We start from the raw sequence: 14484 nt of genomic DNA, 5'->3' as shown, positions 1-14484 counted from the left end.
CCCCCCCGCCCCCCCCGCCCCCCGCGGCCGTCTCGGCGGACGCCCACTCCTCCTCGCCGACGCGCCGGGACTTCAGCAGCAGGGTCGCGGCGGTCGGGGCCCCGGGGGTCTCGATCGCCGCGACCAGACCCTGCTCCAGGTGGATCGTGCCGCCCGGTGCGCTGGAGACGGTGACCGAGCCGGTGAACTCCGTCCGGCGCAGCGCGAGCAGCAGCGCGGGCACGTTGCGCGCGGTGGGCGGAGCCGGCGCCGTGGGAGCTGCGGGCATGGCGGGCGGAGCCGTGTCGTGGGACGGGTCGGTCATGCCAGCAAGTCCTGCGCGCGGTCGGCGGTCTGGCGGACGGCCAGTGCCAGGTTGGTCCGTTCCCGGTCCAGCACGGTGGCCAGCAGCAGGGGGTCGCCCATCCGGGACACCACCTGGACGACCTGGTGATGGCGGGTGCTGGTGACCACCAGGCTCTCCAACTCGCTCTCCGCCCCTGCCTCGTACAGCCGCTCGCCGATCAGGTTGGTCAGCTCGGCGAGTTCGGCCCCGGTCCCGAGCAGCCGGTGGTCCCCGGCGGACTGGTAGCTGAGACCCGTGACGGCGTCGACGAGCGCGGCACCGACCACTCCGGGGGAGCCGAGCACATCGGAGAGAGAAGCTTCGAGTGCGCGCACCAGTACCCCTTCACGTTCTGAACCCCGGTAGCGTACTTTATTCCATCATTTTCACGAGGCGACCACAACCGGTGACTTCTTGCTATTTTGTTCCCGCACACGGGAGTTCTGCCCGGAAGTCACGCAAAGGACGAACAGCGTATGAACATTGACGACGCACTCAAGGACGCGATGGCCATCGAGGGGGCCATCGGAGTGGCCGTGGCCGACTACGAGAGCGGTATGTCGCTCGGGTCCCTCGGCGGGGGGCAGCAGCTCGACCTGGAGATTGCGGCCGCCGCCAACACCGAGGTCGTTCGTGCGAAGATACGCGCCCTGGCCGCGCTGTCGATCGACGATGTCATCGAGGACATCCTGATCACCCTCGGCACCCAGTACCACCTGATCCGCCCGCTGACCCGCAGTCACGGCTCGCTCTTCCTCTACCTGGCGCTGGACCGCTCGCGCGGCAACCTTGCGCTCGCCCGGCACGGTCTCAAGCGCATCGAGGCCGCTCTCGACGTCTAGCCGAGGCCGGGCCGGCGGCCCGGGTGTCCGCGCCCCGTCCGGAAGGCCCGCCCGGAAGCCCTGCCTGAAGGGCTGCCCGAAGGCCCGCCCGGAAGGCCGGCGCGGGCCGCGTTTCGCGCGTGGAATTCCGGACGGAGCGAATGCGGGGCGTGACGAACCGACTACGGGGGTCCGTCCGTGGGAATCGGGCCGCGAATATCGCGGGTGCGCGCCGACCATGGAAATGCGTGACTTTCCGATGACTGGGCGTCATATTCGCCCCGGCTGTTCCGGCCGGCGACGGAGCGCCGGAATACCGTGGTCGAACCGCCGGAGCGCCGGCGTTTCGGCGGTGCCACGGAATCGGCTCGACCACGCCGCGCGCGGCACGAAGGCGCGCCGCCGAGCCGCCGCGCCGGACGGCAGGGGAAGCGGGGGAGCCCGATGGGTACCGCTGGTAGTTGCCGGTTGCCTGTGATCGCCTCTGATCCGCGAAAGGAATGGAGCATGCACGTCACCCTCGCCGAGGAGCTGATGCTGTTGTCGCTGGACGACAAGTCCGGTGTTGCGAAGGCGGGTACGACCGCCGGCTGGGCGGTGGCGGGCGGGTTCCTCGCGGACCTCGCGCTGGCCGGGCGGGTCGTGGTGGACGACGGTCGGCTGACCGTCACCGACCGCACGCCGACCGGCGAGCCCCTGCTCGACGGGCGTCTCGACCGGCTCGCCGAGTGGGCGGAGCGCAAGGGCGCCGGAAAGGCCAAGCCGGCCGAGTGGCTGGCCAAGGACCAGCCGACGGCGATCCGGGACACCGTCCAGCGGCTGTGCGAGCGCGGCCTGGTCGTCGAGGAGCGCCACCGCGCCCTCGGCCTCTTCCCGGTCCGCCGCTACCCGGAGGCGGACGGCTCCGTCGAGCGCGCCCTGCGCGCACGCCTGGCCGCCGTGGTCCTGGACGGCGCCGAACCGGACGTCCGCACCGCCACGTTGATCGCCCTCCTGCATACCGCCCGCCTGTACAAGGTGGCCTTCCCGGAGCAGCCCCGCAAGCAGGTCGAGCCGCGCTTCGCGGAGATCGCCGAGGGCGACTGGGCGGGCGAGTCCGTCGGCCAGGCGATCCGGAACATGCAGGCCGCCGTGGCCGCCATCGCGGCCGTCACCATCGCCACCACGGCCGCCACCACCGTCATCACCTGAGCCGGCAACGGCGCCGGGCCCGCCCCACGACTCGGTTCTGATGAACGTCGCAACTATCGGGCAGCCTCACAGGACGGCGACCGCCAGCGTGATCGCGGCCAGCACCATCAGCAGCCCGAGCGCCACGAAGCCGTACTCCAGGGGCCTGCGTTCGCGGCCTTCCACCAGGACCTGCCGGGGGTCGGCCGGGTCGTAGCGGACCTGTACGTGGCCGCCGTCCGGCAGCGGGTGGCGCGGGGTGGACGGGACGGGCGAGAAGACCTCCACCACCCGGCCGTCCTCGGTCTCGAACTGCAGCAGCGGGCGCGGTGGCAACGCGCGGTCCTCCGGGGCGGGGACGCGGGCGCGCACCAGGGCCTGGGCCGGGACGCCGACCCGGCGCAGCCGCCGCAGGTCGCGCAGCCCGACCACCCCGGCGAGGTAGGCGACCACGCCGCCCAGGCCGCCGAACACCACCACGGCGAATCCGGCCGTCCCGCCCACCGCGCCTCCCTGTCCGAATCGCCCCCGGACACCCCAGTATTGCCGACCGCAGGCACTCCTGACGCCTGGAACCCGCCCAGTTCACGGCGGAGCCCCGCCACTCCGGAAAAGGCGTGACGGGGCCCTCAGGGCAGCGCGCGTACGTCAGACGTCGCCGAACTCGCCGGTACGGACGGCGGCAACGAAGGCCGCGAAGCCATCGGGGGAGAAGGCAAGGGCCAGGCCCTCGGGGTCCTTGGAATCGCGGACGGGGACAACACCGGGACGGGGCGATGCGCCGGAGGCCGGGAATGGCCGCGACGTACAATCGCAGTGAAGGCGAAGCGCCAGGCCGAGATTCCGGCACCGGTGTGAGGGAGGGGCCAGGATGTTCGGTTCGCGGAAGAAGCTCAACGACATGATGGCGCAGCTCAGGCCCGACCTGAGTCGGGAATCGCTCGGTGTCGGGCCCGACTTCCCGGGCGTCGCCCCGAACCCGTTGCTGAGCAGTGATGCACGCAAGCGCAATGCGGAACTGCGTACGGGGGCGCTTGCGCTCGGCGTTCTCGTCGACTGGCGGGAGGTCAACAGCAATCCACGCGTGGTCCTGATGCTCGACGTGGAGACCGCCAGCGGCATCTCGTTCCGCGGTATCGCGGACGAAAACCTCACGATCACCGAGCTCACCCGACTCGCCCCAGGACAGACGTTCCCCGTGCGCTACCGGCCGGCCGTCATGGACCACTACGTCGCCCTCGCCCGGGACGCGGACCCCGACCACGTGCAGCAGCTCGCTGACGAGATCGCGAGCCGCAAGCGGACCTGACTCGAAGCCATTGGCCGGATCCCTGGAAGCCTCTTGAAGATCTTGCTCCGGCTGCCCGAGCCGGGCGCGCTTTCAACATCTTCGTCAGGTAGCGGTCAGCCAAGAGACCCCGCCACTCCGGAAAGGGGTGGCGGGGTCTCAGGTGGCGCGCGTACGTCAGACGTCGCCGAACTCGCCGGTACGGACGGCGGCAACGAAGGACGACCAAGCCGAGGCCGGGAACATGAGGGCAGGCCCCTCGGGGTCCTTGGAGTCACGGACGGGAACGGCACCCTCTGCGACCAGGCTCCCGGTTACCTCGACGCACTCGCCGCCGTTGCTGCTGTACGAAGACTTGAACCACTGAGGCTCGGCGGTCACGGTAGATCCTCTCTTAGCTGCGTGATCAGGGCCACGGACGCATCCTGCGAGAGTGCTCGGGCCTGTAGTTGATAGTAGGTCGTGAGCATGGGCTGTACAGCGTCGCTGTCCCGCTCCAGGTTCCCTTGCTGGGCACTCTCGGCGTACGACATCAGGGAGCGGTCAGCCAGGGTGAGGATGTACACGGGGAGATCGAAAGCCCTGGCCTCCCCTATGCAGAACGGGGCGACCTGAAGCACGGTGTGCGGCAGGCGGGCAAAGCTGAGCAGACGGTCAAACTGGGCTGCCATCACCGCATCGCCGCCGACCGGCCGACGGAGGCAGCTCTCATCCAGAACGGCGTGGATCACGGGCGGAGGCTCACGGTTCAACTTCGCTTGTCGACGCTCAAGATATCGCACCCGTTCGGCGGCCTGATCCTCTGTGATGCTGCCTCGGTCTACGGCTGCCGCTGCAATGGCCCGTGCGTACTCCATGGTTTGAAGTACCCCCGGCACGATGCCCAAGGTGAACAGCCGAAGCTCTCGAGCCTTCGATTCCTTGGCCACGTACGCCGGGAACCCCTCAAGCAGAGTCGAAGACTCGACCTCAAGCGCCTTATTGGTGAAGACCCGATCCATCCCAAATGCGGTGTCAAGTTGCCGTGCCACGCGTGGAGTCGGGCGCCGGTGACCATTTTCCAGATGCGAGATGTGGGTTGGGGAACAGCCGATCATCTCTGCCAGGTCCTTCTGTGTCCACCGCCGTTCCTCGCGCGAACTGCGGAGGAACGCGCCGAACTTGGCCTGGGGGGAGGCGGCGGGGTCTAGCTCAGACCTGTTCATGGGCCAAACTTTCTACTCAGCAAGCAGATCCGTCAGGTTGAACACCCGTCAAGCCTAGAGGACAGTTGGTGCCCCTGAGTAGTCATCGCACTACGGATCGGAGCCCCCCATGTCCGAAGACTCGAAATCCACGCTGCCCGACTTCGTTCGCAACGAGGTGGTGCGGGACCTGAAGCACCGTGACGCCGACGGCAAGCCCCGAGAGGGGGTCTTCATGGAGATCCTCTGCGGGGCAGCCTTCCTGAGGCCGATCGGCGGGGGTCGGGAGTGGACGACCAGGCCGGACCAGTTGCGGCAATGCGACCCCCGGGAGATCGCGCCCGGTGCCGGGTGTAACCCGCGCCGCCGGCCGCTCTCGTGATCGTCGAACTGGTCGCCGCAACGGGCGTCTTGGCGGGCATCTCCGCCGCTCCGCGAGACCTTCGATGTACCCCTGAGGAGCTGGCCGCGATCCGAGTGTGTATGGGGCTCAAGGCCGAGCCAGCCGCCCGGCCGCAGCGTGAGCAGGGCGGCGGGCGCGAGTGGATGGTGGTCACCCCGGCCGGCGTGCGGTGCGGGTGGGAACCGGACCCGCCGGACTGACAGGCTCCCGTCGTCGCAGCGTGAGCGCTCATCCTCTGCGACGACGGGGTTCAACGCCCGTCCGCGAAAGACGGCCGCGGACGGGTGAGTACCGGCGGGCCTACTTCCCTGCCGGTCGGCTCCGAGGGCGTGTTGGTGCCGGGCCCTCGTCGAGCCACACCGCTCCCCGCCAGTCACCCCCCTTCTGGCGGGGAGCGGCCGTCCCCCTTGATCACCGGCCGGTGGAGTCCTGATCCTCCGGCCGGAACCCCCGCCCTGGAGCCGTTACACGTCACGGACGGACAACCAGGGCGGGCCTGAAACTCCCGCCCCCGGTGACCCCGGGGGCGGGAGCCGGCTCTGTGGGGGCCGGGCAGCACGTCGCTGGCTCACGGGTGCCTCCGTCCGGTCGGCGACGTGTGACATCCATCGTGAATGAAACAAATCGGCTTAATTCATAGATCAGTTCAGGGAGGAAGACCATGACTGACCTCGGCCTGCCGGCCGTACCGCCCCGCAGCGACCTGTCGATGGGCGACGGACTCGCCTTCGCCGCCCGCGGCCACCACTTCACGGCCGCACCGGGAACCGACATCCAGGAACTCGCCCAACGGTCCACCGAACCCCTGTCCGCAATCCTCCAGGTCACGAAGCGCTGTGACTTCGACTGCTCGTTCTGCTCGGAAGTCCTCCAGCTGCCGGACCCGAAGCTGACGCAGCTGGAGACCATGAGGGACCACCTCAAGGGGACCAAGCGGATCTTTCTGTCCGGCGGTGAACCGCTCATGCGCCGCGACTTCGGTGAGATCGTGGACATGTTTGCGGACGATAACTTCGTCCTGGCCGTACCGACGAACGCCACCCACGGCCTCCAGCACGCGAAGCGGATTGCGGGGAAGGTCGCGTTCGCGAACATCGGCCTGGAAGGTCCGCGAGGGATCACCAACCGGGTACGCGGGGACTACGACAAGGTCATGCCCGGCGTTCGCGCACTCCAGGACGAGGGTATTCCGATCTCCCTGTCCGCAGTCGTCTACCGCTCGACCCTGGCGGCGCTGCCGTTCACGGTGCAGATCGCCGACGTTCTCAACGCGGGCAAGGTCAAGCTGATCATGCCGCTCAGGAAGGGCAATGCCCTCAACCTGGACGCGAATGAGTTCATCACCGATGGCGAGGCCAGCGAGGCGTTTGGCCGGCTCGGCGAACTTCGCTCCACCTACCAGTGGAGTCCCGCGCTTCGGCTCACCACGTGGACGCCGGAGAACGAAGGCCACATGATCGTGGTGGAGCCCACCGGCAAGGCCAACGCCTGGCCGGTGTACGACTCGAAAGACCTGTTCGAGCCCATCGGCAACGTACTGGAGGAGCCGATTCAGGAGATCTGGAAGCGATACCGCTTCAAGGAGAACCACTACCGGAAGTACCTCGGGGCCTCGATCCGCGCGATCGGCCACGGGGGAGGCGGATGTGCTGCGTGAGTTCTCCAACCTGGCATGGCCCAAGACGCCCTACGCGGCCGACATGCGTCCCGTCGCCCGAAAGGTGCGGCTCCTCACCGGGATGAGCATTCAGTGGGCCGACGACGGCAGTGAGGTCGTTCCGATCGGTGCCGCTGCCGTGTTCATCCCCGTACACCGGACCGCAAGCCGCGAGATCGCCTCCGATACCCTGCACTTCGGGTATCGCAGTGTCGCCGTGGAACCGAACGGTGACCGGTCCGACATACCGGCCTTCGTGGACAGCGTGCTCGTCCAGGCGCGCCGCGAGGCCGAGATCATCGGGTGGCACTCCTTTCCGGATGACCTCCACGCCCTTCGTCCCCCGCTGACGGCTCCGCGCGCCGGTATCGACGCTGTGGGTGAAGCGTGGGCTGACCGGCCCCGCCGCGAACGCGGTACGGCTTTGTTGGTCGACACTGCCGACTCCGGCATGCAACTCGACAACGCGCTCACGGCTAACCGCCTCGACTTCGGCCGGGAACTCTGGCGGTACCGGTCACCGGTGGCCCTCCAGCAGGCATACGAAGAGCTCTGGTCCTCGGCCGGGCGGGCGACGGGCCGGGACTGGCACACCCAACACATCGGTGCGGCAGGGGTCATGTCTGCCCTCGCCGTTGCACTCCTGGCCGGCCACCAAGCCCAACGGCTGGAGTGGACCGGGGTGTTCGACGCGACCAAACCGCTTGGCCTGGTTGCCTGGGACGCGTTCCCCCTGGTACTCGTTCCGGATGAACGACAGGACTGATCCAGGGCATACCGTGGGCTCGGCCCGCGAAGGGCCGGGCCCGCACCGCTAGGAGCAACGTGATCACGGTCAACAACCTCTTCGATCCGCGACACTTGCCGCGCAAGAACTCTCGAACGTGTCGGGTGGCCTCGCTCGACGTCGAGTGGACCAAGAACTACCGGATCAAGAACGGGAATAGGGCGTTCTGTTTCTCGCTTGCCGTGCTTGATGTCCCGACCACGGACCCTGTGGCTGACCTTGCTCAACTCTCCTTCGGGTACGTCAGCATGTACGTCGAGGACGCTGGTGAGACTGGGGAACTCGTAGTCTCCGCGGCCGACACCATCGCCCGAACATTCGCGGACGCCGACCTCATCACTGGGCACCAACTATGTTCCGACCTAGCCGTGTTGGTCGCCAACCGAGAAAACGCTGAACCGGCTCTCGACAGTGCCCGAGCCGCTTGGTCAACCCGTCGCACCCCCAAGGATGAAGGCCCTCGGATCATCGACACCCGGTACGACGCCGGCCATCTGCTCGACGGGACCTCCCGGCGGCTGGTCGACGTCTGCACCGAACTTGGCCTTGACGTCACTCAGCCGGAACTACGCAGTACCTCGATGACCAGCTTGCACCGTCGGTGGCTGGAGAAGAACGACATCGAGGCTCGTGAGCGGGTCAGCGTCCTTAACCTCAGGCACTCCCTCTCCACCGCCCTCGTTGCCGTGTCTGCGGCTGGCCTCGGCGGTTGGGGCGAGGTCGGGCTCAACGTGAACCGCATGATCGCCGCCCACGCCGAGGGTTGGGGCTGGCTCCAATCCCGAACCTTCCAAGACCTGTTGGGGGAACCATGCCAATCCGCGAGTGCAAGGTCGTAGCCGTCGAGGGAACCGCTGCGGCTGGAAAAACCACTCTGGTCCACGCCCTCGCGGCGTACTACCGCGAGCAGGGCGTCAACGTCGCAGCCACGGGGGAACCCGCGCGAGTGAGCCCCTTCATGGAGGAGATCGTTCTTCACGGAAAAGGCGAATTCGACCTCACTGTCGAACTCGACACCTTCGCTGCCCAGCTCACCACCACCATGCGTACGGCGCGAAACCACAGTCTCCTGATCACCGACAAGACCCCGGCCAATGTCCTGGCCTACGCCCGGATCGTCCTTGACCAGGATGACCCGCAGGTGCGTGCAGTCCTTCGCTCGATGGAGTCTCTCTGTAAGGCCTGGATGCCCATCACGTACTCCGCCGTGGTCCATTGCCGCGACCACTACGACCAGGAGGTCGGCGGCGACCAGTTCCGTGGCAAGGTGCTTGATCTCCAGAGTGCCACCGAGACGGCCGTCTACGAGGCGATCCGGGCCACCAACGTGCCGATCTTCGACCTCCCGCAGGGCCTCACCACCCAGGCCCGCGTCGAGTGGATCGCCAAGCACCTCCACCTTCTGGGCATCAACGTCCACTGAGGTGGCCTATCGTCCTCCTACGACACACCTTCGGAGGACCTGGTGCAGCCCCAACGTCCGATCAACGACGCCATGATCATCCTCGAACGGAACGGCCTCGTCCTGCTGGCCGAACGAGCCAACACCGGCTACAGCGACGGCCTGCTCAATCTCCCCAGCGGGAAGGTCGACGTGGACGAGGACGTGATCTCGGCAGCGATCCGCGAAGCCCGAGAGGAGGTGGGCGTGGAAGTTCACCGAGAGGCCGTTCGGGTTGTCCATGTCATGCACTACCGCAACCCAGAGGGAGAGGCGCGCGTCGGCTGGTTCCTCGCCGCCTCCGAGTGGAACGGCGAACCGTACAACGCCGAACCCCACAAGTGCGCCGGTGTCGGGTGGTACCCACTCAACGATCTTCCGGAGAACACCCAGCCCTACAACGAGGCCGGGATCAGCCGGTATCTGAAAGGCGAACCATTCTCCGTGGTGGGCTGGTAGCCGGCCTGAAACACGAAAGGCGCCCTCCCCGATCTGGGGGAGGGGCTTCTTTGCGTTCAGGGTCAGGTGGTTTACCTGGCCTGGAGTGACGTGAGCAAGGTGCGTTTGCCGTAACGGGTCTGGGCTGGCGGGAACTGGCCGTTGTCGGATGGCGGGTAAGCTGCCAAGCTCAGTGTCGAGGCTGGTGGCATCAGCGGCGTCGGCACCGATCTTCACGGGGGGACCAGAATGAAACGGAACCTGAGGCAACGTGTGGTGCGGGCTATTGTGGCTGGCGCGCTGGCAGCCGGAGGGCTCGCGCTGACGACCGGGCCCGCCCACGCGGACACCGGGGACTACCCGGTCACCCTGAAGACGACCCACCATGTGGGGCTGTACTGGTCGCCCTGGACGGCCAACAAGGATATCCACCGTGACCTTGCCCCCGGGGATTTTGTGAACGTCCGCTGCTGGGCGGTTGGTGAGGACATCGCCCAGCAGGGCGACGTTTGGTATTACATCAACACCGAGTACTACTACGGGTCTATCGGTCGGCAATACTTCAACGACTATGTGTATGGCGCATATGTCGACAACTATGACCTGTGGCACGCGCGAGGCAGCAACGGCCTCCCCCAGTGCTGAGGGACTGACTTCAGATGCCCCTCCCCGAAACGGGGAGGGGCATCGTTGCGTTGGGGGGGGGGTCAGAGGCGGACGATCCGCGTGGTCGTGCGGACGACGGGTGTTCGTCCCTGTGTCAGATCTTGCCGAGCGGGGTGTCCGGGTCGGCCAGGGCCTTCGGGTCCACCGTCCGGCCGGAGCGCACGAGTTCGCGGATCGGGTCGGTGACGTCCCAGACGTTGACGTTCATGCCCGCCAGGATCCGGCCGGCGGCCAGCCAGAAGGCGATGAACTCCCGGGTGGCCGGGTCGCCGCGGAACACCACCTGGTCGTAGCCGTCCGGTTCGACGTAGCCGACGTATTCCAGACCAACGTCGTACTGGTCGCTGAAGAAGTACGGGATTCGGTCGTACACCGCGTCCGGGTGCCCGAGCATCGCGCGGGCGGCGGTCTGCGGCTGGTTGACGGCGTTGGCCCAGTGTTCGACCCGCAGGTGCGTGTCGAACAGCGGGTGGTAGGCGTTGGCGACGTCGCCGGCCGCGTAGACGTCCGGGTCCGAAGTGCGCAGCTGCTGGTCGGTCTTGATGCCGTTGTCGATCTCCAGTCCGGCGGCCTCGGCTAGGCCGGTCGCCGGGGTGATGCCGATGCCGACCACCACCGCGTCGGCCGGCACCGTCGTGCCGTCGCCCAGCCGCACGCCGCTCACCGTGCCGCCGGAGCCGGTCAGTTCGGTGACCTCGACGCCGAACCGCAGCTGGACGCCGTGGTCGCGGTGCAGATCGGCGAAGACCTGCGCCACCTCCCGGCCCAGCACCCGCAGCAGCGGCAGTTCGGCGGCCTCCAGCACCGTCACCTCGGCGCCGGCCTCCCGGGCCGCTGCCGCCACCTCCAGGCCGATCCAGCCCGCGCCGATCACCGCGACCCGGGCGCCGGGGCGCAGCGCGGCCTTGATCCGGTCGCTGTCCTCGACCCGGCGTAGGTAGAGCACGCCGTCCTGGTCCGCGCCCGGCACCGGCAGCCGGCGTGGGGTCGAGCCGGTGGTGAGCAGCAGTTTGGCGTACTTGACCTGGCCGTCGTCGGTGAGCGTCACGGTGTGTCCGGCCGGGTCGATCGCGGCCACCGCCGTGCCCAGCCGCAGCGTGACGTCCTGCTCCCCGTACCACTGCGGCGGGTGGACGTAGATCTTCTCCCGGGGCGTCTTGCCGAGCAGGTACCCCTTCGACAGCGGCGGCCGCTCGTACGGGCGCTCGTGTTCGTCGCCGATCAGGACGATGCCGCCCCGGTACCCGGCCTCGCGCAGCGCCTGGGCGGCCATCGCGCCGCCCAGGGACGCCCCGACGATCACGATCGGCCGCTCGCGCCCGCCGCCCTCCGCCGTTCCCGCTGTTCCCGCCGTGCCCGTGCCCATGCTGAACTCCTCGCTCTCCGGCCGGAATCAGGGGCCAGCCTGCCGCCGTCCGGGTGGCGTGTCGAGGCCGTGCCGGGCGCGCCGCGCCGCGCTCCCCCGTACGGGTGAACGCGCACCGGTGCGGGCGCGGTCAAGGAACCCGCTACGGGGTCATCGCCTCCCGGACCAGCGCGGTGTCGGCGAACTGCTCGAAGCGGACGATCCGGCCGCCGCGCACCGTGAAGTGGTGGGCGACCCGCACCGCGAGCGGCTTTCCGGTGGCCTTGTGCACGGCCGTGTAGCGGGCCAGCACCACCACGTTCTCGCCGTCGACCACGTAGGTGTCGTCGTGCGCCGTCCAGTTCTCCCAGGCGGCGGCCAGGCGCTCCATGACGTTGGCGGTGACGCCCTTCGGGGTGCGGTAGGTGCCGGCCAGCGGGAAGCCGGCCATCTCGGTCCACTCCACGTCGTCGGCGAGCGTGGCGCGCAGGGCGGCCAGGTCGCCGTGGGCGGAGGCCAGGTACTGGCGGCGGACCACGTCGGCCGGGGCGGAGGACTCGGCGAACGAGGCGGTGTCCCTCGGGATCTCGATCATCGTCGCTCAGCCCCAGGCCATCTCGCCCATGGCGACCTTGGTGCCGAGGTCGACGGCGATCTTCAGCCCCAGGTCGGGGAAGCGCCGTTCCAGCGCCTCCTTCGCGGCGGTCGCGTCCGGGGCCCGGCCGATCTCGGTCTCGAAGGCGCGCAGGTAGTCCCGGGTGTGGCGGACGGAGGTGAGGTCGGTGGCCGCGCCGGCGGTGCGGTGGCCGGCCGCGACGAACTGCGGTTCGAGCGCCTCGATCCCGTCCAACAGGTCGATCCAGGCGGCGCGTTGGGCCTGCTCGGGGGTGTCGGCCGTCCACACGTGCAGGCCCTCGAAGAGCAGCACGCCGCCGAGTACGGCGTGGTGGTGGTGCTGCCAGAGGTAGTGCCGGTCGGGCAGGTGGAAGTCGGCGCCGCGCAGCTCGAACCGGTGCCCCTCGAAGACGAGTTCGTCCCCGTGCAGCACCTCGGGGCGGACCAGCCGGGTGGGCAGCTCGGGGCCGAGGTGGGCCCAGGCCTTGAGCTTGCCCTCGAACGTCTCCTGGATGTGCTCGACGGTGGAGGCGGTGGCCAGGAACCGTGCCTCCGGGAAGGCGTCCTGGACCTCCTGGGCGCCGAAGTAGAAGTCCGGGTCCCCGTGGCTGACGAAGACCGCGGCCAGCCGCTTGCCGGCGGCGCGGATCCGCTCCACCAGCCGGCGGCCGTCGGAGCGGGTGAACCCGGCGTCCACCAGCAGGGCGTCCTGCGGGCCGGTGACCAGGACGGAGGTCTTGTTGAGCGAGCTGTCGGGGCTGTCGATGATCTCGAAGTCGAGAGCACTCATGGGTCTGTTGTCCTTCCTCCTGCCGGGCACGCCTCGCCGCCAGCATCGGCCTTGCGGGTGCGCTCCGCATCCGGAGGAGGGGCGGGGGTGGGACCGGGCCCGATCCGACCCGCGCCGTGGGCGTCACGCCCTCGGGGCCAGTCGCAGCACCGCCAGCGCCCCCAGCAGCGTCGCCCCGGCCAGCACCGGCCACAGCACCCCCGGACCGGCCGCCAGCAGCGCCATCAGCGTCGCCGGCGCCGCCGCCCGGCCCACGCCCGAGGAGAGCTCCCAGCGTGCCAGCGCCCGCCCCAGCAGGTGTGGTGGGGCGGCGGCCGTCACCAGGGCCGTCCCCGCACCGGTGTAGAGGATCTCGCCCAGCGTGAACACCACCGAGACCGCCGCGGCGCCCGCCGCGCCCGCCGTGCCGCCCAGCGACCCGACCGCCCAGTACCCCAGGTAGGCCAGGGCCAGCGTCACCCCCGAGGCGGCCAGCACGGCCCGCCGCGAACGGTCCGCGAGCCGCAGCACCAGCACCAGCTGCAGCGCGACCACCAGCACGGTGTTGCCCACGAACACTCCCGACGACCACGCCGGGGAGGCGTGCAGGTGCAGCACCAGCAGCGCCGGCAGCGCCACCTCCAGCACGTCGAAGCAGAACGCGTACGGCAGGTTGGCGAGGCTCAGCAGGCTGATCCGCCGCAGCGACTCGCCCTGCTCCCGCACGTCCACCGCCCGGTCGGCGGCCCGGTGTGGCGCGCGCACCCGCAGCGACAGCACCAGCGCGGCGGCGGCCAGGCAGGCCGCACCCGTCGCCCCGGCCAGCACCCGGATCGCGCCCGCCCCGCCGGTCACCACCAGCGTGGCCAGCAGCGCCCCCGCGCCCAGCCCCGCGTTGCGCAGCGACCGCCCGGCCGCCAGCGCGGCGTCCCGCAGCCGGCCCTCGGTCAGCGTGCTGACCACCGCCGCGTGCGTGGTCGGCCAGGACTGGCTGCCCACCCCGATCAGCACCGACGCCGCCACGAACCCCGGCAGGCCGTCCGCGACCAGCAGCGCCAGCGCGCCCGCCGCCCGCACCGCCAAGGTGGCCGCCGCCGGGAGGGTCCGGGCGCCGCGGTCGATCCACCGGCCGGTCAGCGGCATCACCAGCAGGCCCGCCACCATCCCCGCCGACATCGCCAGCCCCGCCGCCGCCGCGCCCAGGTGCAGCACCCCGATCCCGTACAGCAGCAGGAACGGCCGCAGCAGGCCGGAGCCCACCGCGTCCACCACCAGCGCGGCCGCGTACCGGGGCCCGCCCGCGGCGGTCAGCAGCCGCAGCAGCGTGAACGGGCCCCGGCGGCTCGTACCGATCGGCGGGGCCGGCGGCCGGCCGTCGCGGGCGGCGGTGTGGTCGCGGGCGGCGGCGTGGTCATGGACGGACTTCTCCTGGATCAGGCTCATGGCCGGTACCGTCCGCCCTGCCCGGCCCGCCGGGCACGGGGGGTTTGTGGGGAACCCCCAACAACCGGGGGGGGGGTGCGGGGGGGGGGGGGGGGGGCCGGGCGGGGGGGACCCCGAAAAAAAAAAGGGCGG

Annotated in this window: 18 protein-coding genes and 2 pseudogenes; 10 read left to right on the top strand and 10 right to left on the bottom strand. The window is 69.6% G+C overall.

Annotated elements, in window-relative coordinates; genetic code table 11:
- Positions 1–304: pseudogene (locus ACFV61_RS23925) on the bottom strand (hypothetical protein); the annotation flags it as partial.
- Positions 301–660 (bottom strand): hypothetical protein, encoded by a 360-nt coding sequence (locus ACFV61_RS23920; protein WP_063350518.1) that lies wholly within the window; start codon positions 658–660, stop codon positions 301–303. The gene ACFV61_RS23920 and the pseudogene ACFV61_RS23925, both read right to left, overlap by 4 nt.
- 141 nt (positions 661–801) lie before the next feature.
- Between ACFV61_RS23920 and ACFV61_RS23915 the strand changes: the two genes are divergently transcribed.
- Together ACFV61_RS23915 and ACFV61_RS23910 are read left to right on the top strand one after the other, a co-directional pair.
- Entirely contained in the window at positions 802–1167 is a 366-nt protein-coding gene (locus ACFV61_RS23915; RefSeq protein WP_063350519.1) for a hypothetical protein, read from the top strand.
- A gap of 486 nt (positions 1168–1653) precedes the next feature.
- Complete coding sequence (locus tag ACFV61_RS23910) at positions 1654–2337, top strand: GPP34 family phosphoprotein (RefSeq protein WP_380493775.1); 684 nt, start codon at positions 1654–1656, stop codon at positions 2335–2337.
- Positions 2338–2403: 66 nt separating this feature from the next.
- Here the strand turns inward: ACFV61_RS23910 and ACFV61_RS23905 are convergent, their stop codons facing one another.
- Both ACFV61_RS23905 and ACFV61_RS23900 read right to left on the bottom strand, forming a co-directional pair.
- On the bottom strand, positions 2404–2820 hold the full coding sequence (locus ACFV61_RS23905) for a DUF3592 domain-containing protein (RefSeq protein ID WP_363373697.1): 417 nt from the start codon (positions 2818–2820) through the stop codon (positions 2404–2406).
- Between the two features lie 144 nt (positions 2821–2964).
- Positions 2965–3081 (bottom strand): annotated as a pseudogene (locus tag ACFV61_RS23900) (DUF397 domain-containing protein); the annotation flags it as partial.
- Positions 3082–3187: 106 nt separating this feature from the next.
- Here ACFV61_RS23900 and ACFV61_RS23895 point away from each other — a divergent pair.
- On the top strand, positions 3188–3625 hold the full coding sequence (locus ACFV61_RS23895; RefSeq protein WP_380493772.1) for a hypothetical protein: 438 nt from the start codon (positions 3188–3190) through the stop codon (positions 3623–3625).
- A gap of 156 nt (positions 3626–3781) precedes the next feature.
- On the opposite strand, the gene ACFV61_RS23890 is transcribed toward ACFV61_RS23895, so the two are convergent.
- Both ACFV61_RS23890 and ACFV61_RS23885 read right to left on the bottom strand, forming a co-directional pair.
- Positions 3782–3985, bottom strand: coding sequence for a DUF397 domain-containing protein (locus tag ACFV61_RS23890; RefSeq protein WP_380493770.1), 204 nt, complete (start codon positions 3983–3985; stop codon positions 3782–3784).
- Positions 3982–4809, bottom strand: coding sequence for a Scr1 family TA system antitoxin-like transcriptional regulator (locus tag ACFV61_RS23885; protein ID WP_380493768.1), 828 nt, complete (start codon positions 4807–4809; stop codon positions 3982–3984). Before ACFV61_RS23885 ends, ACFV61_RS23890 begins: the two co-directional genes overlap by 4 nt.
- A 109-nt stretch (positions 4810–4918) precedes the next feature.
- Between ACFV61_RS23885 and ACFV61_RS23880 the strand changes: the two genes are divergently transcribed.
- From ACFV61_RS23880 to ACFV61_RS23850, 7 genes are all read left to right on the top strand, one after another.
- Entirely contained in the window at positions 4919–5170 is a 252-nt protein-coding gene (locus ACFV61_RS23880) for a hypothetical protein (RefSeq protein WP_380493766.1), read from the top strand.
- A gap of 682 nt (positions 5171–5852) precedes the next feature.
- Complete coding sequence (locus ACFV61_RS23875) at positions 5853–6848, top strand: radical SAM protein (protein ID WP_380493764.1); 996 nt, start codon at positions 5853–5855, stop codon at positions 6846–6848.
- Complete coding sequence (locus tag ACFV61_RS23870; RefSeq protein ID WP_380493762.1) at positions 6838–7614, top strand: hypothetical protein; 777 nt, start codon at positions 6838–6840, stop codon at positions 7612–7614. Before ACFV61_RS23875 ends, ACFV61_RS23870 begins: the two co-directional genes overlap by 11 nt.
- 59 nt (positions 7615–7673) lie before the next feature.
- Positions 7674–8474 (top strand): hypothetical protein, encoded by an 801-nt coding sequence (locus tag ACFV61_RS23865; RefSeq protein ID WP_380493760.1) that lies wholly within the window; start codon positions 7674–7676, stop codon positions 8472–8474.
- On the top strand, positions 8447–9058 hold the full coding sequence (locus tag ACFV61_RS23860) for an AAA family ATPase (RefSeq protein WP_380370056.1): 612 nt from the start codon (positions 8447–8449) through the stop codon (positions 9056–9058). The genes ACFV61_RS23865 and ACFV61_RS23860 overlap by 28 nt, the downstream gene beginning before the upstream one ends.
- A 72-nt stretch (positions 9059–9130) precedes the next feature.
- Positions 9131–9535 carry an NUDIX domain-containing protein gene (locus ACFV61_RS23855; protein WP_363373676.1) on the top strand — a complete coding sequence of 135 codons (405 nt, stop codon included), beginning with the start codon at positions 9131–9133 and terminating at the stop codon, positions 9533–9535.
- A gap of 228 nt (positions 9536–9763) precedes the next feature.
- Positions 9764–10159 (top strand): hypothetical protein, encoded by a 396-nt coding sequence (locus tag ACFV61_RS23850; protein WP_380493758.1) that lies wholly within the window; start codon positions 9764–9766, stop codon positions 10157–10159.
- A 115-nt stretch (positions 10160–10274) separates the two neighbouring features.
- Here the strand turns inward: ACFV61_RS23850 and ACFV61_RS23845 are convergent, their stop codons facing one another.
- From ACFV61_RS23845 to ACFV61_RS23830, 4 genes are all read right to left on the bottom strand, one after another.
- A complete protein-coding gene (locus tag ACFV61_RS23845) occupies positions 10275–11546 on the bottom strand; it encodes an NAD(P)/FAD-dependent oxidoreductase (protein ID WP_380493756.1) in 1272 nt (423 codons plus the stop codon).
- Between the two features lie 142 nt (positions 11547–11688).
- Positions 11689–12120, bottom strand: a complete 432-nt coding sequence (locus ACFV61_RS23840) for a nuclear transport factor 2 family protein (RefSeq protein WP_063350525.1) — start codon at positions 12118–12120, stop codon at positions 11689–11691.
- 6 nt (positions 12121–12126) lie between these two features.
- On the bottom strand, positions 12127–12930 hold the full coding sequence (locus tag ACFV61_RS23835) for an MBL fold metallo-hydrolase (RefSeq protein ID WP_063350526.1): 804 nt from the start codon (positions 12928–12930) through the stop codon (positions 12127–12129).
- A gap of 123 nt (positions 12931–13053) precedes the next feature.
- A complete protein-coding gene (locus ACFV61_RS23830; protein ID WP_380493754.1) occupies positions 13054–14352 on the bottom strand; it encodes an MFS transporter in 1299 nt (432 codons plus the stop codon).
- Positions 14353–14484 lie beyond the last annotated feature (132 nt).

Source organism: Kitasatospora sp. NPDC059817, assembly GCF_042731835.1.
Taxonomy (GTDB): domain Bacteria; phylum Actinomycetota; class Actinomycetes; order Streptomycetales; family Streptomycetaceae; genus Kitasatospora.
This window is presented reverse-complemented; position numbering and strand designations above follow the sequence as displayed.

What these genes read in the sequence shown, in the direction of transcription:
- ACFV61_RS23915 (WP_063350519.1), top strand. Translation starts at nt 802, where the DNA reads ATGAACATTGACGACGCACTCAAGGACGCGATGGCCATCGAGGGGGCC.
- ACFV61_RS23910 (WP_380493775.1), top strand. Translation starts at nt 1,654, where the DNA reads ATGCACGTCACCCTCGCCGAGGAGCTGATGCTGTTGTCGCTGGACGAC.
- ACFV61_RS23895 (WP_380493772.1), top strand. Translation starts at nt 3,188, where the DNA reads ATGTTCGGTTCGCGGAAGAAGCTCAACGACATGATGGCGCAGCTCAGG.
- ACFV61_RS23885 (WP_380493768.1), bottom strand. Translation starts at nt 4,809, where the DNA reads ATGAACAGGTCTGAGCTAGACCCCGCCGCCTCCCCCCAGGCCAAGTTC.
- ACFV61_RS23880 (WP_380493766.1), top strand. Translation starts at nt 4,919, where the DNA reads ATGTCCGAAGACTCGAAATCCACGCTGCCCGACTTCGTTCGCAACGAG.
- ACFV61_RS23875 (WP_380493764.1), top strand. Translation starts at nt 5,853, where the DNA reads ATGACTGACCTCGGCCTGCCGGCCGTACCGCCCCGCAGCGACCTGTCG.
- ACFV61_RS23860 (WP_380370056.1), top strand. Translation starts at nt 8,447, where the DNA reads ATGCCAATCCGCGAGTGCAAGGTCGTAGCCGTCGAGGGAACCGCTGCG.
- ACFV61_RS23855 (WP_363373676.1), top strand. Translation starts at nt 9,131, where the DNA reads ATGATCATCCTCGAACGGAACGGCCTCGTCCTGCTGGCCGAACGAGCC.
- ACFV61_RS23850 (WP_380493758.1), top strand. Translation starts at nt 9,764, where the DNA reads ATGAAACGGAACCTGAGGCAACGTGTGGTGCGGGCTATTGTGGCTGGC.
- ACFV61_RS23845 (WP_380493756.1), bottom strand. Translation starts at nt 11,546, where the DNA reads ATGGGCACGGGCACGGCGGGAACAGCGGGAACGGCGGAGGGCGGCGGG.
- ACFV61_RS23840 (WP_063350525.1), bottom strand. Translation starts at nt 12,120, where the DNA reads ATGATCGAGATCCCGAGGGACACCGCCTCGTTCGCCGAGTCCTCCGCC.
- ACFV61_RS23835 (WP_063350526.1), bottom strand. Translation starts at nt 12,930, where the DNA reads ATGAGTGCTCTCGACTTCGAGATCATCGACAGCCCCGACAGCTCGCTC.
- ACFV61_RS23830 (WP_380493754.1), bottom strand. Translation starts at nt 14,352, where the DNA reads ATGAGCCTGATCCAGGAGAAGTCCGTCCATGACCACGCCGCCGCCCGC.